Below are 21,158 nucleotides of genomic sequence, written 5' to 3'. Positions count from 1 at the left end.
GGATGCCGGGTCGCCGTCCCCGCGGACCGGAGCCGTGGCGGCGGTTGCGGTCTGGCGGCGGTTCCGGTCCGGCATCCTCGGTGACTACGATGCCGGCGGCCGCGTGGCCGGAAGGGCCAGCCGGCTAGGCCGTGTACCGAAAGTGGATCTTGGACTGTGAATGATCACGGTTCATGGGTCGGGGAGATCTCACGGACGAGCAGTGGGCGGTGCTGGCGCCGTTGTTACCGAAGGGGAGGAAGCCGGGGTGGCCGTCCGTCTGGTCCCGGCGGCAGTTGATCGACGGCATACGGTCCCGGGTCCGGACCGGTGTCCCATGGCGGGATGTGCCCGTCGAGTACGGGCCGTTGGGCCGGGTCTACGACCTGTTCCGCCGGTGGCAACGCAACGGCACCTGGCACCGGATCCTCACCCGCCTGCAGTCCCTGGCCGACGCGAAAGGCGCGATCGTCTGGAACCTGAGCGTCGACTCCACGGTGTGCCGCTCCCATCAGCACGCGGCTGGGGCACGCAAGCAGGGCGACCTGCAGAAAGAACCACCGGGCGGCGTGTTTACCGAGCCCGGTGATCACGGGCTGGGACGCTCGCGCGGCGGGTTCACCACCAAGCTCCACCTGGCCGTCGAGCAGGGCCAAAAGCCCATGCCGATCGTGATCACAGCCGGGCAGCGCGGGACTCGCCGCAGTTCGAACCGGTGCTGGAGAAGGTCCGCGTGCCCCGCCTCGGGCCGGGCCGGCCACGCGTCTGCCCCAACCGGGTCCGCGCGGACAAGGCGTACGCCTCCCGCAAGAACCGCGCATATCTGCGCCGACGCGGGATCCGATGCACCATCCCGGACAAAACCGACCAGGCCCGCAACCGCTAGAAGCTCGGCTCCCGCGGCGGCCGGCCTCCGTACTTCGACCCGGCCGACTACCGCGAGCGCCACGCGGTCGAGTGCGGGATCAACCGCCTCAAGAGGCACCGGGCGGTCGCCACGCGATATGACAAGCTCGCGGTCCGCTACGAGGCAACCGTCCTCATCGCAGCCATCAACGAATGGCTGTGAGCAGGGCCTTCAAGACTCATAAGGGCCGCCCCGGAAGTACATACTCCTGCGCACGCGGGGACGGTCACCGCGCCCGTGCGCGGCATCGGAGCGGTCGGCAGGCGCCATCCGTTCGGCCAGCGCCCGCAACGTCTCCAGGCCGGCCAGCACCTCCCCGCGATTGTCCGACACCTTCATCCAAGCCGGCAGCCGAGCGAACATCGACATCGTCGGCCGTGCGCCGCCACGCTCCCGCAATCGCGCCCCGACGTAGGCGGACAGTTCGTCAACGTGCTCCTCGTTGTAGGCCCACAAGATGTGACCGGCGGAACGGGTCTGCAGCCACAGAGGCCGTTGGAAGAACGGATCCTCGCTACCACCCAGCACCGCGCCGACCAGACCAGCCCCCTGCATCTCAGGTTTCCAATCGGCGACGGCACCGCACCCTCCACACGCCAGACGACGCGGCTGGAACAGGAGCTCGCTGAAGTATCTGGGCTCAGAAAGGCCAGGTCGGGGGATCACGAGAGCACGGCCTCCGCATCGCGGACAGACCACAAGCATCCGACCCGCGAACCGAGCCAACCAGCCCCCTGAGTCATAGTGACGAGCGAGATCAGTGCGCGGCTCGGAACCCATGACGGACATCATCGCAGGTCCGCGCTGCGAGCAGCTCCAGGATTCTCGAACATGCCCCACAGGCCGCTACCAGCCACTTTCGATACACGGCCTAAAGGGTGTTGCAGAAGGCCGTGATCACGCGGGTCGGAGCGGGTGTTCGGGGCTGTGCGGTCATGCGGCGAGGGCGAGGTTGTGCATGCGGGCGACGGCTTGGACGGCGTGGTGGAGGCCGTCGCCGCGTTGCCGGCAGTCGCGGAGGATCTTGTAGTTCTTCATGCGGGAGAAGGTGTGCTCGACGCGGGCGCGGACCTTGCGATGCTGCGCGTTGTCTTCTTCCTCGCCCTTGAGCAGGGACCGTCCGGGGCGTTTGCGGTGCGGGACGATGAGGCCGGTGTTGATGTAGGCGTCGTCGCCGGGGACCGTCACGCCTTCGCAGTGCTCGGCCAGGCCGGAGTCCCGCCAGGCTTTCGCGTCCGCCGTGTTGCCGGGTACCGGACGGGCGGTCGCCACCACCAGACGTGTCTCGGCGTCCACGATGACCTGCACGTTCGCCGAGAACCGGTAGTTTCGGGAGGACGCTCCGACCTTGCGGTCGCGGACCGGGACGAGGGTGCCGTCGACAATCCACAGCCGGTCGGTGGCATCGGCGCAGGCTCGGGCCGGCTCGAGTGCAAGCAGCGGGCCGAGCCGCTGGATCACTCGGCTTTCAGCAGCCGACCGAACTGGTCCGTCCGCAGCCCCGTGAACGTCTCCACCCACACCCGCTCGGCCCTCAACACCCCAGCCATACGACGGAGATGCCCAGATCATGGCCTTCTGCAACACCCTTTAGCTGTCATCGGCGGCCTCCGGCCACCCTCGGCTACCGTAACGCTCAATGCGCCAGCGAGTTTTCAAAGAAACGACTGGCGAACCAAAAGATGCCAATCTAAGAGTGTCGCACCTTAGCCCTTGTTTGGCCGTCGCACTGTGTAGTTGATCGCCGCGACGGAGACGACAATAATGAGCAAAAAACCGGGGATGATCGCAAGCTCGACTGCCCCCAGGTTACCCATGGATCAGTTTCTCCCACTTTCTCGAAATTAGCAGTAAGGAGGGCACCTATTTGCGCCTTAATGAGAGTAAAGCATCCTAGCCCGTGGGGTCCTTTTTTCGTCACTTCCCCCTAAATCCTGCTTTTATGGCGCGCCAGCAAAAATGATGACAAGCCACATGGCGGCAGCACCAAGTCCGCTTGAAGCGGACCGCTCTACACTTGCATCCGTGAGGGACCATGTACCGAGAAAGATAATGCCCCAAAGCGGCAGAGACACCGATAATGGCAGGGATCTCAGGAAGAACGTGCCCCGCACGTTCGACCGCGGCTACGACCACGACAAGTACCGTCGTCGCCAGCTCTGGCAACGAGGGATCCGCCCCGTGACCGCCAAGAGAGGCGAGCCACAAGGCACCGGCCTGGGCATCTTCCGCTACGTCGTCGAGCGCACGATCGCCTGGCTCCACAGCTTCCGCCGCCTACGCATCCGCTGGGAATCGACGCGACGACATCCACGAGTCCCTTCCTCGGCCTCGCCACCTGCCTCTTCACCCACCGCCACGTCCAACGCCTGCGGTGAATTCTCCGCGTTGTCCCGTCGCTGTGGGTCAGTGCAGTTTGAATTCGGGGTAGTAGGCTGCGGCGGCGGTCGCCGTGTCGATGTTGCGTGGGAAGAGCGCGGCTTCGTAGGCGCGGATGGCCGCGTCGACGTTCTCGGGCTGTTGCGCGATGGCGTTGCCGAGCTGGCCCGCGTCGTAGAGTGCCCAGTTCGCTCCTTCGCCGTCCGGCGGTGCCAGGTGGGCGGCGTCTCCGATGAGCGTGACGCCTGGCACATGTTCCCAGCGGTGTCCGATTGGCAGCCCGTACAAGGGGCGGAAGATCGGCGGGATGTCGCTGTCCGCGACCAGGGCGACGAGTGCCGGCGCCCACCCCTCGAACATCGCCGCGACCGTGCGGGCGGCCGCAGGGCCGTCTTTGAAGTCGATGCCGTCGAACCAGTCGAGCGGCTGGTCGAACATGGCATAGGAGTGCAGGGTGTCCGCGCGCTCGCGCTGCACGCCGAGACCGATGCGGGTCGTTTCGTCGTAGGCGGTCATCGACCCGCCGCCGACCAGCGCCAGGGTGGCGGGGTGCCGGGTGTCGCTCTCATACAGGTACGTCTCGATCATCGAGCGTCCGGCATAGGCGGGCGTGGCATCGGACAGCAGCGGCCGGACCTTTGACCAGGCGCCGTCGGCACCGACGAGGATGTTGGTGGCGATCGTCGATCCGTTGGCGAAGGCAATTTCGTGTCGACCGTCGGCGAGGGTCCGGACGCTCCGACCCCTGTGGCCCCAGACGACGGTGCCGGAGGGCAGTGATTCCAGAAGCAACTGCCGAAGCTCGCCGCGCTGCACCTCGGGGCGGCCGCCGGCGGGGTCATCGGGCCGGTCCGCCAGGATGGTGCCGTCAGGTGCCACGTCGCGGGACGCCTGGCGGCCTTCGAGGATGAGGGACCGGAACCCGTTCATCAGGCCGGCGGCACGGATTCCGTGTTGTCCGTTGTAGTCGTGGATGTCGAGCATGCCGCCTTGGCCCCGGGCCCGGGCAGACGCCTCCGCTTCGTACACCGTGGACGGGATTCCGTGAACTGCCAGGGTTCGTGCCAGTGCCAGTCCCGCAAGACCGGCGCCGATAATCGTGATCTGGGTCATGCCTGTGTTCCTTACTGCTGCTGGAGGAACTGGCGGTCCTGTCCGCGAGGCTCCCGGCCGCCGTGCGGAGCGGTAGAGCCGGTTCAGGGGGAGCTGGGTGGGTCGATCCGGGACGCGAGCTTTTCCAGCAGTTCATGGAGTCGCGCCTGCCCTGCGGCGTCCAGCGGCGCGAGGAGCGACTCCTCGACACGGTCCATGGCCTCTTCGAATCCTTGGATCAGCTCGGAGCCCGCTGGAGTGACATGTAGCCGGCGGCTGCGCGTGTCACTCTCCTGTGTCTGGCGCTCCACGAGTCCGCGCCGCTCGAGTCCGGCCAGGAGCCGCGAGACGCTCGGCGCACTGGTGCGCATGGCCCGCGCGACGTCACGCTGAATGGCGTCCGGGTTCTTCGACAGGTACGCCAGCACGGCGCTCTGCTCGTGCGTGAGGCCGCGCTCCCGTATCCAGTCCTCAGCGATGCGGCGCTGCCCCCACACAATCCATCGCATCAGCTCCAACGTGCTCTCTCGGTTCGATCCACTCATAGTTAGCATGCTAACTGTTGCCAGGTTAACTATCAAGTCTTGGGGCTTTGCCCCACTTCATCGGCCACACCGGTTGCGGTGCCGGGGTCTCTGCACACAGAAGCTGTAAGCGGTCGCTTCGGCGATCGAACGGATGCACGGATGCGTCATCCCGATTGACGAGGGTCGGCTCGGGATGGCCGTGCCCCACAACGTGTCCGCCGCCGCTACGGCTGTAACGAGAAGGGCGCGGCTGGCCGGGTATCGGCGTCAAGACCATCCCGCGTCGAGGACCGACTGCTGCGGGACGTTGCTCAGTGCGCGTGTGTCCCATTGACGGGTTGACCAGTTGATCGGACGTGTCTGTCCGATTAGTGATCACGGATGCGATGTGGGACCGGATCAAGCCGCTGATGCCAGCCGATTCGGTCCCTGGGTGGCGGTGGACGGATCACCGCCGAACCCTTGAAGCCATCGCGCGGAAGTACCGCACCTGCTCCCCCTGGTGGGACCTGCCGGACGAGTTCGGCTCGTTTCAGGCAGCTCACAAGCGGCTGCTCAGGTAGGCCGTGGACGGCACCTGGGAACGGATCCTCGCCGCGCTCCTGGCGGTGGCCGATGACGTTGACGACATCGGCTGGACTATGTCGGTGGACTCCACCGTCTGCCGAGTCCACCAGCATGCTGCCGGTGCCGGGAAAAGGGGGCAACCGGCCAGGCCGAACCCGAGGACCACGCGCTGGGACGCTCCCGAGGCGGCTTGAGCACGAAGGTCCACTTGGCCAGCGACAGGTACGCGTGGGCGCTGGCGCTCCGCGTAACCGCCGGTAGGCGGGTGCCGCACCGGCTTTTGAGTCCGTCATGGCTGGCATCCGCGTTCCACGCAGGGGGCCCGGAAGAGCAGGGACGCGGCCGGATGCCGTCCTCGCCGACCGCGCGTACTCATCCCGCGCGATCAGGAGCTACCTTCGCCGGTGCGGGATATACGCCGTCATCCCTCAGCCCTCCGACCAGGTCGGTCACCGCCTCCGTCGAGGCCGGGCCGGCGGCCGACCACCCGCTTTCGACGCCGAGACATACAAGCAGCGCAACACGGTGGAACGATGCATCAACCGCTTCAAACGGTGGCGCGGCCTAGCCATGCGAACCGACAAGCTTGCGATCGCCTACCAGGCCGCACTCCACCTCGCGAGCATCCTCATCTGGTCGCAAAAGTGATCAATAAGGCAGGATTCAGTCCCGCCAGTCGATGAGCCTTTGCCAACCTCATGTTGAGAGCGCGCGGTGATCAGCTGCGGTGTTCGGCGCTGCTGTCGGTGATCGCTCGGAACAGCTCGCAAGCCCGCTCGCAAAACTGCTCGACCTCCGTGACATCCAACTCGTCACCGTCAGCCAGCATCCGGGCCTGGAGCTGCTCGGAGCGCAGCCCGCCGTAGCGGGCCCGCACCTCCGCGGTCACCGGCTGGACCGCGATGTGCAGGTGCTTGCGCGCGTCACGGCCGTGCGACCACATACACACGTAGGTCTGCTCAGGCCGGCACAACGTCTCCACGACACGAGCGGTATCGCGCAGCAACGGGCCGAGTTCCGCCGCCGCCGTGTCGTCGAGTTCCGCGATGGCCACGACGTGCTCCCGCGGACCGACGATCAAGGTGCCGAGATTCATCGGACCGATGACGTGGTTCACGACCCAAGCAGCGGTCTCGTGCAGGACGCCCCCGGGCAACTCCCGGCGCCCGGCCAGAAGGTCACACCCAAGACACCCCGTCACATCCACGCGCACCAGCCTATACGGAACCCGCAGCGATGGTCCCGACGACCAACTTGGCTGAGGAATCCGCTGGTTGGCCTGCGCACGGCCCACACCGTCCGCTCGTCATCGTCGGGCTCCGGATTGACGGCCGCCGCGGTGACGACCGGAAGACCACTGAACGTCTCCGGAAACGACCATGTGGCCCGTCCGTCCTCCCCTGTCTCCAGCACGGCCGCCGCGGGGCCGACACACGCCGCCACCAGCGCGGGACGGGTCACCCAGCGGCCACAGCTCACCGTCGTCCTGCCACGACGCGGGCAGCTCCAGCAGCTCGTCGACGAGCTGCTCCACCGACTGGCCACGAGGCGCACGGCCAGTCCATCGGCGCCACTCCGGCGTCCTCGCCGCCCAGCGCGCCCCGCACATGGCAAGGCCCCGGGCACCCCGGGCATCACTGCTCGGGGCCTCGCGGGTCCTGACCCCACCGAGGCTCGGACATGCAGTTCGACTACCGCACCACCGGGCCCGTTACCCGCGCGCTACGCTCTGCGACGCACTCATAAGGGGGTCAGTTGGACATCGCCACGTCGGTGTTTTCGGCGTTCAGCTCGGACAAGTACAAAATGACCCACGAATACGGGGCGATCATTGCCTCGCTAGTCGGGGCCCTGTTGATCGTCGGCGCCGTTGAGATCGTCAACATCAATCGGTCGCTGGGAACAGAGCGCCACAAGCTCGATATGATGTTCGCCGACGAACTGAAAGAGAGCGCCATAGCTCACCGGACTGGCGTCCCGATACCCACGCCAAGACGGCGCAAGGTGGCCAGCCGAACTCGCCTGTACTTTCTGCTCCGTAAAATGGTGCGCCTCCGCCTAAGAGCCCTCTACGCATTGTGGACCCTTACCATTACTCTCGATGTCACCCTCCTACAAGCCATCATCGGCTGGGCCGCACTGTCAGACGGTGGCCCAGCACCTCTGAGAGCCACACTCATCGGTTACGGCACACTGCTCGCCATGCTCCTCACCATTGTCAACGCCGGCCTGAGGATCAAGTGGCTTTGGAAACTGACCGTATGGGAAGAGCGAGTCGAACTGGCTGACCGGATGGGGCTGCCCCCAGCCGAAATGCGGAGCTTGTTGCGCTCGTGGGGACGCCACACCGGGCACGGTTGGTAACCGACTGACGTTACTGAGCTTTTTCCATTCTCAGTCTGAGCTGGCCAGATGCAGGCAGAGGACGGCTTGGACGAGGCCGGTGATCCGGGTGGTCGAGCACCGCAGCTTGCGGAGGAGCCTCCAGGCTTTGAGAGTAGCAACGGCCTGCTCGACGAGCGCGCGAATCTTCGCATGAGAGCGGTTCATCGCCTTCTGGCCTGCTGAAAGCGTCTCCCAGCGGCCCCAGCAGGGGGTACGGACCGTGCCGTCGGCACCTCGATAGCCCTTGTCGGCCCAGCACTTGACGTCGGCCTTGGTGAAAGCGTCCACGATGCCGTGTTCGCGGGCCGCACGGACGTCGTGAACGGCGCCGGGCAGAGCTGGTGAGGCCCACAGCAGCCGGCCGAATGGATCCGCAATGACCTGCACGTTCATCCCGTGCTTCTTATGTTTCCCGGAGTAGAAAGGACGGTCCACGGCGATACGGTCGATCGGCAGCAGCGTGCCGTCCAGGAGCACGAAGGCCTTCGTCGACGCGGTCCGGACTGCGTCGGCCAGGGTGGGCGCGAGGGCCGCCAGGAGGTCGACGGCCTCGGTAACGTAGCGGTATGCGGTGGTGGTGCCGACTCCGAATCCGGCTGCGAGTTGGGCATAGGTCTGTCCCACCCGCAGGTGGGCGAGCGCGAGGAGTGCCTGGCGGCCGGCGCTCAGCCGCCGCCAGCGGGAGCCGATCGCTCGACGATGCCGCCGCAGCTGCTGGGCGAGGAAGCGGAGGGCAGAGCTAGACACGTCGACGCCGGACGGATAAACAAGCACACGAAGCCTCTGGTGGAGACGGTTCTCTTGGTCGAAAACCCATCTACTAGTACTGCAGCCGCAGTTGCTGTGACGGTCGGTCTGGCTACTCGTTGAGCTGTGCATGGGTGGGGACGTCACGGTTCACGAGGTGCACCGCTGGGCGGCCGGTCTGGACGCTTTCAATGCTCGAATCGGCGGGCATTTCCGCAGGTCCGAGTCGCGTCGGCGGGCAAGGGAGTATCTGCACGGGCTGCCCGCGCCGTTGGAGCGCAAGAACGGCTGGACGCTGGCCGAGCAGGCCGGCGAGTTGTGTCCGGACGGCATGCAACGGCTGCTGAACCAGGCCGACTGGGACGCCGACGCGGTCCGCGACGAGGTCCGCGGCTTCGTGCTGGAGCACCTCGGTGCCGAGGACGGCGTGCTGGCCGTGGACGAGACCGGCTTCATCAAGAAGGGCATCCGGTCGGCCGGCGTGCAACGGCAATACACCGGCACCTCCGGGAAGATCGACAACTGCCAGCTGGGCGTGTTCTTGGCCTACGCCTCCACCAGGGGACGGGCGTTGATCGACCGCGAGCTGTACCTGCCCATCTCCTGGATCGAGGATCCGGCCCGCCGGGCGGACGCGAAGATCGGCTACGACGTCACCTTCCACACCAAGCCTGCCCTGGCTCGCGCGATGCTGGAGCGGGCCCTCGCCGCGAAGCTTCCCTTTCGCTGGGTAACCGGCGACGAGGTATACGGCCAGGACCCCGTCCTGCGAGGCTGGCTGGCCGAGCAGCGCCTGAGCTACGTGCTCGCGATCTCCTGCAAGCATCGATGTGGGCCACGCGGACAGAACGCCCGCACTATCTCGGCGATCCTGCCGGAGCACGCCTGGGAGATCCGCTCGGCCGGGGAGGGCGCCCACGGCCTGCGCGAATACGCCTGGGCCCTGGTCCCGCTGCCCGGCGAGGGCGACGACGACTTCGAAGACGCACTGCTGATCCGCCGCAGCCTCGCCGACGGTGAGCGCGCCTACTACCTCACCCACGCCCCAAGAGGCACGGCGTCGGCCGAGATCGTGCGGGCCGCCCGCGCCCGTTGGGCGATCGAGGAGTGCTTCCAGGCCGCGAAGAACGAGGCCGGCCTGGACCACTACCAAGTACGCCAATACCCGGCCTGGTACCGGCACATCACCCTGGCCATGGCCGCCGCCGCCCACCTGGCCGCCACCCGCGCGACTGAGCACGAAAAGGGGGACCCAGCCGCGACCTGATCCCGCTGAGTGTGAACGAGATCCGCCGTCTGCTGACCAGATTCGCTCACGCCGTCCGGCACGAAGCCGGTCACATCCTGCACTGGTCACGCTGGCGGCGCCGCCATCAACACCGTGCCCGTCTCAGCCACTACCGCCGCCGAGGCCGTAGACCCCCGTAATCTCGGCTGCAGTCCGCGGGTGCGGCCATATTCCGGTGGCGGGCGGAGCGCCGCTCCGACAGGATCGCGCGCATGCCTTCAACGGTGACGAACATAGCGATCGACTGTGCAAACGCCTACCGACTGGCGCGGTTCTGGAGCGATGTGACCGGACACCCGCTGGATCCCGAGGCCGCTCCGGGTGACGACGAGACGGAGATCATGCTGCCCGGCGGCCCGGCCTTGCACTTCAACGAGGTCCCAGAGCCGAAGTCGGCCAAGAACAGGCTCCATCTGTGCCTGCGCCCGGATACCTCACGGGACGCAGAGGTTGAGCGGCTGCTGAAGCTGGGCGCCTCCCTGGTCGCCGATCACCGCAAGCCCGACGGCTGGGGCTGGGTGATTCTCGCCGACCCGGAAGGCAACGAGTTCTGCATACTGCTGGCCGAATCCGAGCGAGCAGCATTGTCCTCGTGACCTGAGCCCAGCGGTCACAGCAACTGCGGCTGCAGTACTAGGGGCTTCACCTGTCTGTCAGCCCAATTGGGCAATCTGGTCGGCAGGTTGTACGAGGCCCCCGTGCGACTCCTGTTCTAAGCCCTCAGCCGTGGGCCAGCTGAATGAGACGAGTGGCGATCGCCAGGATCCCGGCGATCACGCGAAACCCCGTCGGACCGGGCCATGTACGCCGCCTGGCGTCTGGCTGCATATCCCACATCAGCCGCGCCACACCCCCGTAATCTCACGCCACCAGGAGCAGCGCCACCGGTAGCACCCAAATCCACTCAATGTGCAACTACTTTCCCTTCACGCGTCCAACAGTCGTGGGGCCGCAAGCCTCAAAGCCTCCACTCAATACCTCAGGCTGAGGTTGGAAAAGGCCCAATGAGCGGACGGCTGCTGTGGGCCTCGCCCACGCTGCCCGGCTCCACTCACGACCTGACTGCCGCCCGCACCCACGGCATCGTCGAAGCACTCGCCGAGGCTGACCTCAAGTGCTGGGCCAACAAAGCGTATCGGGGGTGCAGGCGGCTCTATCAGGCTGGCCTTCCGCAGCCGTCGCCTCAAGCGGTGGCCACGCCGACACAACAGCACGCATGCCAAGATCCGGTGCCTTGGCGAGCAGGCGATGGCCACGCTGAAGGGCTGGCGTCGCCTGCGGAAGCTTCGCTGCAGCACCAACCGCATCACAGCGATCGTCCAGGCCGTCCTCGTCCTTCATCACGCGTCAGCGTGAGGTTGAAAAGGGCGCCTCGCCTGGAAATCGGACAAAGAGAAGCTCTCGACGGGGAGAATCATGGCGGGAATCCAGCGCCGATCGCGTTCCGCGACACCCCTTAGCCGACGGCGGCGTTGACCGATGAGATGATCTTCTCGCCCCATTCCCGGGTGATGCTGCCCTCACCGTTGGCCTTGAGTAAGAGGTGGCCGAACGCCTGGCTCCGCTCGGTCCTCAGCCGCATCAGCTTTATGGGGGTCAGGTTGGACTTCTCCTCGTGGGAGACGAGGTCGAAGGTGTGGTTGTTGCTGCTGCGGGAGACGAAGGAGTACTTGTGCGCGGCCGACCCCGCGCCCTTGATAACGGTGAAACCGATGGTCATGCCCGCGCCCTGGAGATCGTCCGCTTCGAGGTCCTTCACTAGGTCGGCGTACTTCTTCTTGTCCTCGATGCGGCTGGAGAGCTTGCCGTGGCTGGACAGGGCGCCCGAGGCCGCGTGCGTCGTGTACTCGGAGTAGCGGTTCTGGTACACCCGCGACTGCTTCAGGATCTCCGGCTGCTCGGCCTCGTCCTCCTTGGCATGTTCCGCGACGCCCTGCTTCAGGTACTCCCCGGTGCTCTGGGTGGGGAACAGGATGATCTTCGGTTCCGTCGGGGCGCCGTTGTCGTCGTGGCCGCCGAACCGCACCAGGCCGGTGAACGCCGAGCCGGGCGGGGCAAGGTGGAAGCTCTCCAGGCTGCCCTTGTGCACCTTGACCGCCCCGCCCGGGATGACTGGCCAGTGCGACGGCGCGGCCCCGCCGCCGTTGTCGGCGATGTACGCGTCGGAGTCCTTGTACCCCGGCCGATGCCCCCTGCGCAGCGCGACCATGTCCGGTGTCTCGACGAACTCCTCGCCGTTCACCTGCGCGTAGCGGACCTTGATCTGCTCGATGATGTCGAGCCGGTTCACGCCAAGGTACTTGGTCAACACCTGGCGCACCAGCAGCTTGTTCCGCAGCGGCAGCCTGCCGTTCGGCACGGTGGAGCGGATGCCCGCGTGCTCGGTCGGCAGCTCGAACTCCGTATCGCTCGCGGCCGCGGCGGCGGCCGGCGCTGGGGTCCGGGAACCCAGCATCGGCGGAAGCGGGGGCGCGGGCGGTGCCGGGGGTCGCTGCGGCATGCGCTGGACACTCACCGCCTGCCCGCTCCCATACAGTGCCCGGACCACGGCCTGGTTGCCCGCCTCACGTTGCAGCCGGATCAGGTAGGCCGCGTCCGAGGGCGCCGACGCTCCGTCCTGTGCGTGGGACACCGCGCCGGGTGAGGTGTCGCGCGGGGGACGGAGCACCCGGCCGGGCTCGTCGGCCTTGTCCAGCCGTTCACGGGGATGCATGGGGGTTCCCTTCTTCCACAACGACACCGTGGTACCGATCCCGGCCACCTCAGGGAAGGTCCGGGAGGGCAGGTTCGGGGGCAGAGGGCGAGGCCCACAGCAGCCGTCCGAAGGGATCGGTGAGGACCTGGACGTTCACGCCGTGACGTTTGTGTGTGCCCGAGTAGTACGGGGTGTCGGCGGCGATCCGGTCGATCGGCAGCAGAGTGCCGTCCAGAATCTCGAACGCCTTGGTCCGGGCGATGTGCATCGCCTCGGCCAGAGTGGGGCCGAGGGCGGCCAGGACCTCGACGGCCTCTCGTATGTAGCGGTACACGGTCGCGATGCCGACACCGAACCCGGCTGCGAGCCGGGCGTACGTGTCGCCACATCGCAAATGGGCCAGGGTGAGGAGAGCCTGACGACCAGCGGTCAGACGCCGCCATCGGGTTCCGATCTCCCCGCGCGGGACGGCGAGTCGTCCGGTCAGGCACCGCAGAGTGCGACTGGACAGGTCGATCGACGACGGGTAGACGAGCACCCGAAGCTCCTGGTGGCTGCGGGCGATCTTGGTCGAGAACCCGTCTACCAGGAGCTTCGTCGTTTCGTGGATCCGTCCAACATGCGGCCAGCGCCGTCAGGTTGGAAAAGGCTCGATGTCTCCGCTGCTGTCGACCTTGGGAGCGGACACCGCGCCGAACCAGGAGGACGGGCCATGATGCTCCATGGCTTCCGCCACCTCGTGGAGCCATGAACCCAGGCTGGGCCACCCCAGAAAGAACGCCTGGTCATCGTGAACAGCATCGCCAAGATGGTTGTGCCACATGCCTTCCCCGGCATCGATGCGGCCTGGAGCCGTGGACCGTCGGCCGCTGGATGGGAGCGGCCGCGGATGGCATAGGGCAACTCCCAGCCGGACTGTGAGCTGAGGCAGGTGCGGCACCGGAATGCGGGAATCACGCGCGGATCGTCACTCCTCGAACGGCGTGGCGAACAGCATGTCCTCGACCGTCGGAACCGCGAAATCGGCGAGGTGACGACGGCCGACCTCGGCGAAGGGGTGCATCACCACCGACATAGGATTCGTGCGGCAGATCGAGAGGATGGTGTTGCGGGCGTTCTGCTTGAAATCCTCCCTGGGGAAGGTGGTGAGTATGTCCTCCAAGGCGTCGGCCGGTATTTGCTGAAGGCCTTGCCCGGCGAAATCGACTGCGGATCCGACGGAGACCATGGCGATCTCCGGCCTTTTCCGGCTCGCTATGCTACTGCTGGTATGCAGGGCGATGGCGTCCCAGACGACTGCAACCCGGTCTTCTGGCACACCGTGCTTCCTGAGGAACCTCTGCGCGGCGTCCGCACCCCCGACTTCGAAGCGTTCGCCTGGTACCTGGTATGTCTTCAGCAACCCGAGGTCGTGCAGGACCGCGGCGATGAAGGCAAGTTCCCGGTCGTAGCGGATACCTCGGCGCTCGAAGAGCACAGCGCTGTAGAGGTACGTCCGCATGACGTGGTTGAAAAGGGTCACAGAGGACGCGCTTCGTGCGAACCTCACGGTTTCCCGGGTCAGTTCGGTGTTGGGGATACGAATTCCCGCGACCGATGCCGGCAGCGCGTGGTCCCGGGAAAGCGACCCTCTGTCACCCTGTGCCGCAATGACAGGGGGAGTGGAGATCGCGGTGGCGAGCAGGGATGCCGCGCCGATAGCGGCAATTCCCGTGCTGCTTCGTAGCACTGACCGCCGAGTGACGTCGCTTGCGGCATCGTGATCGTTTTTTTCAGACATGTGAGTTGCTTTCTCTTCAGTGGTGCGGACGTGAAGAGCCTATGGAGGGCAAGGAGAGTTCGACAGGGGGGCGAATGACAACGACCGCCTGGTTAGTGCCAGATGACTCCGGAGCCTTGACCCCGGCGCCTGAACACCGGTTATGGAACGGCCAGCGGCCGGCCGGGTGTCTTATGCTCCGGCCGGTCGGGGGCGCGTAGCGAGGTGAGAGCGCCCCTCGGCCGCGACGGCTGTTGCACGGCAGGGTGTCCGGCTCGTGACCAGGGGGCCGATCTGTCGTCAGGTCGCGCAGATTGTCATCCGGCCGTTGCGAAGGCCGTGATGGCGTTGACGAGGTCGGCCGGAGCTTCGAGTGGGATCAGGTGTCCGGTGGTCGGTATCACCGTGAACTCGGCCTGGGAGAGGTAGGGCACAAGGTTGTCGCGGAGCACGTCGACGGGTTCGACCTGGTCGTTCTCTCCGGCGACGACGAGGGCGGGAAGGCTGATCATGCGGGTGTGCTCGGTGATGTCCTCCGCGATCCCGTGGAGCGGCCATTCGATGCGGGCGGCGTCGGCGCCGGCTCGCGAATCGGTCGCGACTTGTGCCTTGATCGACGCGGGCAGCTCGGTCGCGGTGAGGATGTGATCCCGTGCCCCGGCTGCAGACTCGTCGGAGTCGTAGGCGTGGCAAAGGGCTTCCTGGTACTCGGGAGTGATCTGTGCCGCGGGCTTCGCCGGGCCGGAGCTGACGAGGACGATGCCGCGCAGGCCGGCGGGCCGGGTTGCCGCGACCAGTTGCGCGACCTTGCCCCCCATCGAATGCCCGACGAGGACGTGATCGGTGACGCCTGCGTCGGCGAGTACGGCGAGCGTGTCGTCGGCGAGCTGACCGAGGGTGTAGGGGCCGGGCAGACCGCTGGACCGGCTCCATCCTCGGAAGTCGATCGTGAGGACGTCACGACCCGGAAGGCGCTCGACGACGAGGTCCCACGTGCGGGCGGAACCGCCCCAGTAGTGCAGGAACACCAGGGTGGGTCCGGTTCCCGGCCGATGGTCGTAAACGGGCAGCAGCACCGGCTGCGTTGCAGTCATCGTGGCTCTCCTGGTCATTGTTCTGGGCGATTTGCCTATGTCTTCATTGAATCTCCCGCCCCCGGGCGGAGCATCGGTGTGACTGGTCTCCTGATGGTGGAAACTGGACAGATGACCGTGATCCGACAGATGGCCTACCAACCGACAGAGCCCCGTGCCGACACGGTCGAGACGATGACGTTCGGCCACCTTCGCGATCTGAACGACGGTGGCACGCAGCGTGCCGACTTCCACGTCCTCGCCGTCGTCGACGCCGGGCACGGCTCCGTCACGGTGGACTTCCTCCGGCACCCTCTCAAGGAGCGGTCCGCGGTGTGGATCCCGCCCGGCGCGGTGCACCGATGGGATGACATCGCAGACGTGACGGGACACCTCGTGCTGTTCGTGCCGACTGCTCCGGTCACTCACGCCACCCGTGAAGTCGTCGCGTCCCCGGACTTGGCCGCGCAATGGAGTGTTCCTCACGCCGACTGGCCGTTCGTGGACGCCGCACGCGACCACCTCCTCCTTGAGGCGTCCGCCCCACCGGGGGACATCTCGGGGGAGCTGCCAGGCATCCTGCTGTCCGCGCTGATCGCCCGTCTCCGGCCACCGCACGCCCAAGCGCGGATCTCGCATCCGGTATTCCGTTTGTTCCGATCCAGCGTCGAAGCGCACTTCCGGGAACACCGAGACGCCGGTTACTACGCCCGTGCGCTGGGATTCGCGCCCCGCACCCTTTCGCGAGCGGTGCAGCAGGTCAGTGGCCGCACGGCCAAGGGGTACATCGTCGACCGGATCGTTCTGGAGGCCAAACGGCTCCTCGCTCACGACCGCCTCACCGCGGCACGCTGCGCCAACGTGCTCGGCTTCTCCGACGCGTCCAACTTCTCAGTGTTCTTCCGGAAGGCGACAGGCATGAGTCCAGGCGCGTGGCAGGCGACGCTGGCCGTCACGTGAGTAGGTTCACTGATGAAGGACGCACTTGCACTGGTGTTCCCGGAGCGGGATGGCACATCGCTGTCGCCTTCGCGGTCTCGGCCTGCCGGGCTGGCTACTCGATCTACTTCACCAACCTCGACGACATGGTCCGCAACCTCAAAGCCGCAGAGGCCGCCGGGCGTCTGACGAACAAGCTCGGCACCTACTTGCGGTCCAGCGTCCTCGTAGTCGATAAGGTCGGCTACCGGAACGGCCGTGCCCGTTCCAACCTCCGCTTACAGGACCGGCGCATCGCTGACCTCGAAGCCGGCATCGTTCGCCCACTCGGCTGACATCCGCCCGACCTCCTCAGCTCGGTGACGCACGGCGAGCTCGCTGCAACATCAGGGGGGCGGTCGCCCGCAGGGATCCCTGCGGAAGGCGCCGGCGGAGCGTCTCCCCTTCCTTGCTCTGTGTGGGAGCGGGTGGTCGTACCGGGACCGGCGCCCCCAGCAGCCAACTTGCGCTGGTGAAGGGTTGTCACTGCCATACGGCGAGTTCGTCTACGGCTTCGGTCAGGAGCAGCGGGTCCTGGGCGGCGCGGCCCAGGGCCACGCCGTCCCAGTCCCCTTCCCCGCGTAGCCGGGTGTAGACGCCGGGCACGACCGCCCCTCCATATACGAAGCGGGCATGGTGGCCGGCGGTGATGTCTCGTAGCGCGCGGAGTACGCGACAGGCGTGCACTGGGTCAGCGGCCTCGGTGCCGCCGATGGCCCAGCCCGGTTCGTACAGGAAGAGCAGCGGCTGCTTCGGCGGGACGGCGGCCACGACTGTCCGTGCCTGGGCGGAGCACACTTCCGCCGCGTCGGCTGCGGTGAGCCTGTCGGTCTCACCGACGCACACCACCGGAGTGAGACCCGCCCCGCTCGCGGCGGCAACCTTGTGGGCGATAAGTTGGTCGGTCTCGCCGAAGGCGCGGCGGCGTTCGGCGTGCCCGACCATGACGTGGGAACAGCCGACCTCGGCCAGTAGGGAAGCGCTCACCGCGCCCGTCACCTCGTCGGTGGCCGTCGCTACGTCCTGGGCGCCGACGCCGATGCCGCTGCCGCGCAGCCACTGTCCGGCCGGGAGCAGCAGGGGGTGGGGCAGGCAGGCGAAGAAGGAGACGGCTGCCAGGCGTTCGGCGTTCGGCAGGAGCAGGCTGTCGATCCAGTCCCGCGTACGGGTTAGGCCGAGCTGGGCCTTGGTGCTGGTGAAGCTGATGGGCGCGGAACGTTTGGACATCGCGGGTGCCTTCCTGTGTTTTCGGAGCGGCCGTTCGGTACGGGGTCGGCGCTGGTGCGGTCGTCACTCGAGGTTGGTGTGCCGGGCGTACATCTCGCCCGGGTCGACATGGTGGGCGCGCTGGAGTGCGAGGATCAGGCAGTCGAAGAAGACCAGGGCGCCTTGTTCGAACAGGGTGCCGACGAACTGGCTGGAGGCGTCAGGCTCGAAGTCCTGGCTGTACTCGGCGAGATGGACGGGGATGTCTGCCAGTGCGGCCAGCGGCGACTCGAGATTCGCCGTCACGACGGCTATCCGGGCGCCGGCCTGCTTGGCCGCCTTGGCGCGCTGCACCACGGTGGGGGTGTGCCCCGACCCGCTGCACGCCAGCAGCAGATCGCCCTCGGTGATGGCCGGGCAGGTGACGTCGGTGGACACGTGGGCGGTCAGCCCGAGGTGCATCAGACGCATGGCGAAGGCGTCGACGGCGAGTTTGGAGCGGCCCGCCCCCAGCACCATGATCCTCGGAGCGTCGTACACCGCCTGCATGAGTTCTTGGGCCTGGTCCTCGCGTGCGCGGGTGAGCAGCGCTTCGATTTCCCGAAGGATGGTGCGACGCGCGGTGGCGAGCGGTCCGTCCACGCCGACTGTCAGTGGAGCTGGAGGAGCTGGCTGGTTGTGCTGGTCGACCATCCCGTGGTCCTTTCGTGTACCGGGTTACCAGGTGTCGTGGTGGAGAACGGCGTCGAGGGCGCGGCGAGGAGCGGGGTGAAACGATTCCCCGTTGGGGTGGGCGACGGCGAGCAGTGCTGCTTGGGTGACGCCTTCCGGCAGGTTGAGGATCGCGTTGGCATCGTCCGGCCGGGTGAGGTGCAGGGCGGTGACCGCGCTAGCCAGGGAGTGGGCTCTCAGGGCGAGCATGAGGCTCCAGACGGCGGGCCAGATGGACCCGTAGTAGACGGAGAGGGCGGCGTGTTCGGCGGACGGTGCGTACCCGAGCCGGCGGAAGAGGTCGACATGGTCGGCTGGCGTGGATGCGAGGCAAGGAACGATCATCACCGGGACCCGGTCGAGTACTTCGGTCAGTCGCAGGGACGCGTTCAGCACGCCGCGGCCGACGGTGCCGTCCTCCACCCGTTGGGTCATCATCGCGAGATAGGGCCGGGCGGCCTCGCGGTAGCAGCGGGCCAGCGCGGTACGGCGGCGGGGGTCGGTCACTACGATCCAATGCCACGGCTGCTCGTTCGAGCCGTTCGGAGCCTGCAGGGCCGCTTCGAGTGCCGCGTGCACGAGACGGAGGTCGACGGGACGGTCGGTGTCCAGGCGGCGGCGCACCGAGTGGGTTGTCTGCAGGATCCGCAGGACGGCGTCCCTGTCGGCGGGCGGCACATCGGTAGGTGCGGAAAGGTCGGTCATGCGGAGTTCCTCATGTGTCTGGCCGAGGCGGCTGGTCCTCTTCGGCCCCCGGAGCCCGCCGAACCTCATCCCCGGCGGCCTCGGGCGGTCTTCCTCGCGGAAGGTGCGCCATCAGCGGTATCCGGCAATGGTCACGCTTCATGGCTGGGGTTGAGTGGCGCGCGCGGATCGGACGGTTCGTCCCCACGGGGCGGACGGCTGCCCGGCGCAGTCGAGCACATACCAAGAGTCCGCCCGGTGGGTGTCCGGATCAAACGTCAGGGGGACGTTCCAGCCACGCCCCCGGCCCCAGCCTCGATCGCCTGCTCGGCGCACCCGCCGAACCCCGTTTCCCACAAGACGTGCGCCTGCTGCTGCTCTTGGTGTCCGTGCGCAAGGGAACTCCGGCGAGAACAGGCCCCTGGCCATATCGCCTCTGCTTGCCCGACCGTTCTCTCATCGCTACCAGTGAGAAGTCGACCTCACTGTGCTCCAAAAGCTTGAGACCGTGCCCAGGCCCAAGGCGCGTGGAGGACCTGGGCCGCGGGATCGGTCTGGTTCGGTACCACGGCCATCGTCCTGGAGCAACCCGGACGTGATGGTCCCCCCAGCACCGCGCCCACCGCATTGGTGTTGAGGTTCGCCGGCATGGCAGTGATGTTCCAGATGACGGCCATCGTCGTCTTGTCGCCAGCAGGTCGAGTCAGGTCCGCTCCGTCGGCACCCTGTGAATCGCCGCGCCGACACCGGCGGACTCGTGCCGGTGAGCCATCGACGCCAGTCGGACAGCAGTGCGATTCCGCGTACCTCAAGGCGGGCCCGGGTCCGGCACGGGCCGCCACGCTCGCTCGGGACCTGGGCGCCTCCCGTTCCTCGGCGTACATCTTCGCCGTGCTCCCGGCTGCGGCCTTGCTACATGCGTGCCGCCAAACGACGAGGCGAAGTCGTGGTCGCTGTTGCGACAGGGATCCTTCCACAACGACGTGACCGTAGAAGCAGGTCAGCCCGCCCCGCCGTCGAGCAGCCAGTTGTAGCGCAGCCGCAGCGGCCGGCTCCGTGACGGCTGCCACAGTAGCTAGCGAGCCCGACCACGATGCTGCCTCACGCCGATAGATCAATGGGCGCGATGAAGGTCCCGACGCCCACTCCGGGGTCGGAGCGGTCGCCCGGAACGCCGACCGGCGCGAGCCCGCCGCCTGACGGAAGTGCTGACGCTCAAGATCAACACGTTGCCGGGCGCGCCTGTGCCGGGCACAGCGTCGATCACCGGGCGGGTGCGGGGCTCGACGCGCTGGGAGTTGCACTGACACAGATCGTCAACTGATTGATTCTCACGGGTCTGGCCGCTGTCCCGGTCCTGCGTAGGCTTCCAAGAAGGCGACGGTGCGCATCTGCGCAGTCGATCTGTTGCCACGCCGAGTGTTCACCCACGTCCACGACAGAAGGATGTACACCCCCTATGCGCGCCCTTGTGGTCGATCACAGTGACGCCGGACCCGTCCGGTTCGCCGATGTCGATGAGCCCGTACCGTCCACCGGCGAGGCGTTGGTGGAGATACGACACATCGGTCTCAACTTCGGAGAGCTGAATTACGTGCGCCAGTGGCCGGCCGGCGCTGTGCACGGTCACGACGCGGCCGGCGTCGTGGTGCGTGCCGCTTCCGACGGCTCCGGGCCGCCCGTAGGTACGCGTGTCGCAGTGGGAATGGCGCCCCACGCGTGGAGGACGTGCTCTGGGAGTGGTCTGTGGCTCGTTCTGGCTCCTGTACCCCACAGCGCCGGTTGAGTTTGGGTGTCATGCGGGCAGAATGCAGGGATGTACGGGGCGCCGGTCGCGGCGCCGGAAAGCGTGAGCGGGGGAAGACATGGGTCAGGAGCCGTGGGCTGGGTTGTCCGAGGTCGTCAGCACGGTGCGGGCAGAACTCCAGCAGGCCATGGCTGACGGACATGACGAGCAGATCCGTTTCCGGCTTGGCTCTGTGGAGATGGAATTCGCCGTTGAGATCCGCAAGGACGCCGAGGCACGCACGAAGGTGATGGTGCTGCCTTGGAGCGCCGAGGCCAAGGGCGGCTACAGCAACGGCACCACCCACCGGGTGAAGATCACCCTGGATCCGGAGGACAGCTCCGGGGCTCGACCGCTGATCACGGACAGGTCGCCCGAACGGCCGCAGTGACAGG

The 21,158-nt window shown here is 67.0% G+C and carries 16 protein-coding genes and 8 pseudogenes; 11 read left to right on the top strand and 13 right to left on the bottom strand.

What is annotated here, in order from left to right; all coding sequences use genetic code 11:
* Positions 1–173: 173 nt before the first annotated feature.
* A pseudogene (locus ACFZP7_RS00265) lies at positions 174–1,048 on the top strand (IS5 family transposase).
* 9 nt (positions 1,049–1,057) lie between these two features.
* Here ACFZP7_RS00265 and ACFZP7_RS00260 read toward each other — a convergent pair.
* Positions 1,058–1,441, bottom strand: a complete 384-nt coding sequence (locus ACFZP7_RS00260; RefSeq protein WP_228901792.1) for a hypothetical protein — start codon at positions 1,439–1,441, stop codon at positions 1,058–1,060.
* 378 nt (positions 1,442–1,819) lie between these two features.
* Positions 1,820–2,436: pseudogene (locus tag ACFZP7_RS00255) on the bottom strand (transposase family protein).
* A gap of 568 nt (positions 2,437–3,004) precedes the next feature.
* Between ACFZP7_RS00255 and ACFZP7_RS00250 the strand changes: the two are divergent.
* Positions 3,005–3,264: pseudogene (locus ACFZP7_RS00250) on the top strand (transposase); the annotation flags it as partial.
* 28 nt (positions 3,265–3,292) lie between these two features.
* Here the strand turns inward: ACFZP7_RS00250 and ACFZP7_RS00245 are convergent.
* Both ACFZP7_RS00245 and ACFZP7_RS00240 read right to left on the bottom strand, forming a co-directional pair.
* On the bottom strand, positions 3,293–4,378 hold the full coding sequence (locus ACFZP7_RS00245) for an FAD-dependent oxidoreductase (RefSeq protein WP_385633439.1): 1,086 nt from the start codon (positions 4,376–4,378) through the stop codon (positions 3,293–3,295).
* An 83-nt stretch (positions 4,379–4,461) separates the two neighbouring features.
* A complete protein-coding gene (locus ACFZP7_RS00240; RefSeq protein ID WP_385633437.1) occupies positions 4,462–4,902 on the bottom strand; it encodes a MarR family winged helix-turn-helix transcriptional regulator in 441 nt (146 codons plus the stop codon).
* A 338-nt stretch (positions 4,903–5,240) separates the two neighbouring features.
* On the opposite strand from ACFZP7_RS00240, the pseudogene ACFZP7_RS00235 reads away from it, so the two are divergent.
* Positions 5,241–6,099 (top strand): annotated as a pseudogene (locus tag ACFZP7_RS00235) (IS5 family transposase).
* A gap of 70 nt (positions 6,100–6,169) precedes the next feature.
* Here the strand turns inward: ACFZP7_RS00235 and ACFZP7_RS00230 are convergent.
* Positions 6,170–6,568 carry a hypothetical protein gene (locus tag ACFZP7_RS00230; protein WP_385633435.1) on the bottom strand — a complete coding sequence of 133 codons (399 nt, stop codon included), beginning with the start codon at positions 6,566–6,568 and terminating at the stop codon, positions 6,170–6,172.
* 638 nt (positions 6,569–7,206) lie between these two features.
* On the opposite strand from ACFZP7_RS00230, the gene ACFZP7_RS00225 reads away from it, so the two are divergent.
* The gene (locus ACFZP7_RS00225) at positions 7,207–7,815 is read left to right on the top strand and encodes a hypothetical protein (RefSeq protein WP_385633433.1); all 609 of its coding nucleotides are present in this window, start codon (positions 7,207–7,209) and stop codon (positions 7,813–7,815) included.
* 30 nt (positions 7,816–7,845) lie between these two features.
* On the opposite strand, the gene ACFZP7_RS00220 is transcribed toward ACFZP7_RS00225, so the two are convergent.
* On the bottom strand, positions 7,846–8,610 hold the full coding sequence (locus tag ACFZP7_RS00220) for an IS5 family transposase (RefSeq protein WP_385633431.1): 765 nt from the start codon (positions 8,608–8,610) through the stop codon (positions 7,846–7,848).
* Positions 8,611–8,713: 103 nt separating this feature from the next.
* Here ACFZP7_RS00220 and ACFZP7_RS00215 point away from each other — a divergent pair, with 103 nt between their 5' ends.
* The 3 genes and pseudogenes from ACFZP7_RS00215 to ACFZP7_RS00205 form a co-directional block, all read left to right on the top strand.
* Positions 8,714–9,850, top strand: coding sequence for an IS701 family transposase (locus ACFZP7_RS00215; RefSeq protein ID WP_385633429.1), 1,137 nt, complete (start codon positions 8,714–8,716; stop codon positions 9,848–9,850).
* A gap of 233 nt (positions 9,851–10,083) precedes the next feature.
* Positions 10,084–10,467 (top strand): VOC family protein, encoded by a 384-nt coding sequence (locus tag ACFZP7_RS00210; protein WP_385633427.1) that lies wholly within the window; start codon positions 10,084–10,086, stop codon positions 10,465–10,467.
* Positions 10,468–10,881: 414 nt separating this feature from the next.
* Positions 10,882–11,227, top strand: a pseudogene (locus ACFZP7_RS00205) (transposase family protein); the annotation flags it as partial.
* A 100-nt stretch (positions 11,228–11,327) separates the two neighbouring features.
* Here the strand turns inward: ACFZP7_RS00205 and ACFZP7_RS00200 are convergent.
* The 4 genes and pseudogenes from ACFZP7_RS00200 to ACFZP7_RS00185 form a co-directional block, all read right to left on the bottom strand.
* Positions 11,328–12,584, bottom strand: a complete 1,257-nt coding sequence (locus ACFZP7_RS00200) for a hypothetical protein (RefSeq protein WP_385633426.1) — start codon at positions 12,582–12,584, stop codon at positions 11,328–11,330.
* Positions 12,585–12,660: 76 nt separating this feature from the next.
* Positions 12,661–13,104: pseudogene (locus tag ACFZP7_RS00195) on the bottom strand (transposase family protein); the annotation flags it as partial.
* Between the two features lie 429 nt (positions 13,105–13,533).
* Positions 13,534–14,346, bottom strand: coding sequence for an HD domain-containing protein (locus ACFZP7_RS00190; RefSeq protein WP_385633424.1), 813 nt, complete (start codon positions 14,344–14,346; stop codon positions 13,534–13,536).
* A gap of 296 nt (positions 14,347–14,642) precedes the next feature.
* Positions 14,643–15,419 carry an alpha/beta fold hydrolase gene (locus ACFZP7_RS00185; protein WP_385633422.1) on the bottom strand — a complete coding sequence of 259 codons (777 nt, stop codon included), beginning with the start codon at positions 15,417–15,419 and terminating at the stop codon, positions 14,643–14,645.
* Positions 15,420–15,530: 111 nt separating this feature from the next.
* Here ACFZP7_RS00185 and ACFZP7_RS00180 point away from each other — a divergent pair, with 111 nt between their 5' ends.
* Both ACFZP7_RS00180 and ACFZP7_RS00175 read left to right on the top strand, forming a co-directional pair.
* Positions 15,531–16,358, top strand: a complete 828-nt coding sequence (locus tag ACFZP7_RS00180; RefSeq protein WP_385633420.1) for a helix-turn-helix domain-containing protein — start codon at positions 15,531–15,533, stop codon at positions 16,356–16,358.
* 32 nt (positions 16,359–16,390) lie between these two features.
* Positions 16,391–16,621, top strand: a pseudogene (locus tag ACFZP7_RS00175) (ATP-binding protein); the annotation flags it as partial.
* A 238-nt stretch (positions 16,622–16,859) separates the two neighbouring features.
* Here the strand turns inward: ACFZP7_RS00175 and ACFZP7_RS00170 are convergent.
* The 3 genes from ACFZP7_RS00170 to ACFZP7_RS00160 form a co-directional block, all read right to left on the bottom strand.
* Positions 16,860–17,603 (bottom strand): triose-phosphate isomerase, encoded by a 744-nt coding sequence (locus ACFZP7_RS00170; RefSeq protein WP_385633418.1) that lies wholly within the window; start codon positions 17,601–17,603, stop codon positions 16,860–16,862.
* 63 nt (positions 17,604–17,666) lie between these two features.
* A complete protein-coding gene (hxlB, locus tag ACFZP7_RS00165) occupies positions 17,667–18,224 on the bottom strand; it encodes a 6-phospho-3-hexuloisomerase (protein WP_385633416.1) in 558 nt (185 codons plus the stop codon).
* Between the two features lie 75 nt (positions 18,225–18,299).
* Positions 18,300–18,998, bottom strand: a complete 699-nt coding sequence (locus ACFZP7_RS00160; RefSeq protein WP_385633414.1) for a nitroreductase family protein — start codon at positions 18,996–18,998, stop codon at positions 18,300–18,302.
* A 1,438-nt stretch (positions 18,999–20,436) separates the two neighbouring features.
* Between ACFZP7_RS00160 and ACFZP7_RS00155 the strand changes: the two are divergent.
* Positions 20,437–20,700, top strand: a pseudogene (locus tag ACFZP7_RS00155) (alcohol dehydrogenase catalytic domain-containing protein); the annotation flags it as partial.
* A gap of 166 nt (positions 20,701–20,866) precedes the next feature.
* Positions 20,867–21,154 carry a trypco2 family protein gene (locus ACFZP7_RS00150; RefSeq protein ID WP_385633412.1) on the top strand — a complete coding sequence of 96 codons (288 nt, stop codon included), beginning with the start codon at positions 20,867–20,869 and terminating at the stop codon, positions 21,152–21,154.
* The last annotated feature ends 4 nt before the right edge of the window (positions 21,155–21,158 follow it).

The organism is Streptomyces sp. SudanB5_2050 (assembly GCF_964272335.1).
In the GTDB taxonomy this organism is placed as follows: Bacteria; Actinomycetota; Actinomycetes; order Streptomycetales; family Streptomycetaceae; genus Streptomyces; species Streptomyces rochei.
This window is presented reverse-complemented; position numbering and strand designations above follow the sequence as displayed.

Coding starts and splice junctions, on each gene's coding strand:
- ACFZP7_RS00260 (WP_228901792.1), bottom strand. CDS start 1,441: ATGCAGGGGGCTGGTCTGGTCGGCGCGGTGCTGGGTGGTAGCGAGGAT.
- ACFZP7_RS00245 (WP_385633439.1), bottom strand. CDS start 4,378: ATGACCCAGATCACGATTATCGGCGCCGGTCTTGCGGGACTGGCACTG.
- ACFZP7_RS00240 (WP_385633437.1), bottom strand. CDS start 4,902: ATGAGTGGATCGAACCGAGAGAGCACGTTGGAGCTGATGCGATGGATT.
- ACFZP7_RS00215 (WP_385633429.1), top strand. CDS start 8,714: ATGGGTGGGGACGTCACGGTTCACGAGGTGCACCGCTGGGCGGCCGGT.
- ACFZP7_RS00210 (WP_385633427.1), top strand. CDS start 10,084: ATGCCTTCAACGGTGACGAACATAGCGATCGACTGTGCAAACGCCTAC.
- ACFZP7_RS00200 (WP_385633426.1), bottom strand. CDS start 12,584: ATGCATCCCCGTGAACGGCTGGACAAGGCCGACGAGCCCGGCCGGGTG.
- ACFZP7_RS00190 (WP_385633424.1), bottom strand. CDS start 14,346: ATGTCTGAAAAAAACGATCACGATGCCGCAAGCGACGTCACTCGGCGG.
- ACFZP7_RS00185 (WP_385633422.1), bottom strand. CDS start 15,419: ATGACTGCAACGCAGCCGGTGCTGCTGCCCGTTTACGACCATCGGCCG.
- ACFZP7_RS00180 (WP_385633420.1), top strand. CDS start 15,531: ATGACCGTGATCCGACAGATGGCCTACCAACCGACAGAGCCCCGTGCC.
- ACFZP7_RS00170 (WP_385633418.1), bottom strand. CDS start 17,603: ATGTCCAAACGTTCCGCGCCCATCAGCTTCACCAGCACCAAGGCCCAG.
- ACFZP7_RS00160 (WP_385633414.1), bottom strand. CDS start 18,998: ATGACCGACCTTTCCGCACCTACCGATGTGCCGCCCGCCGACAGGGAC.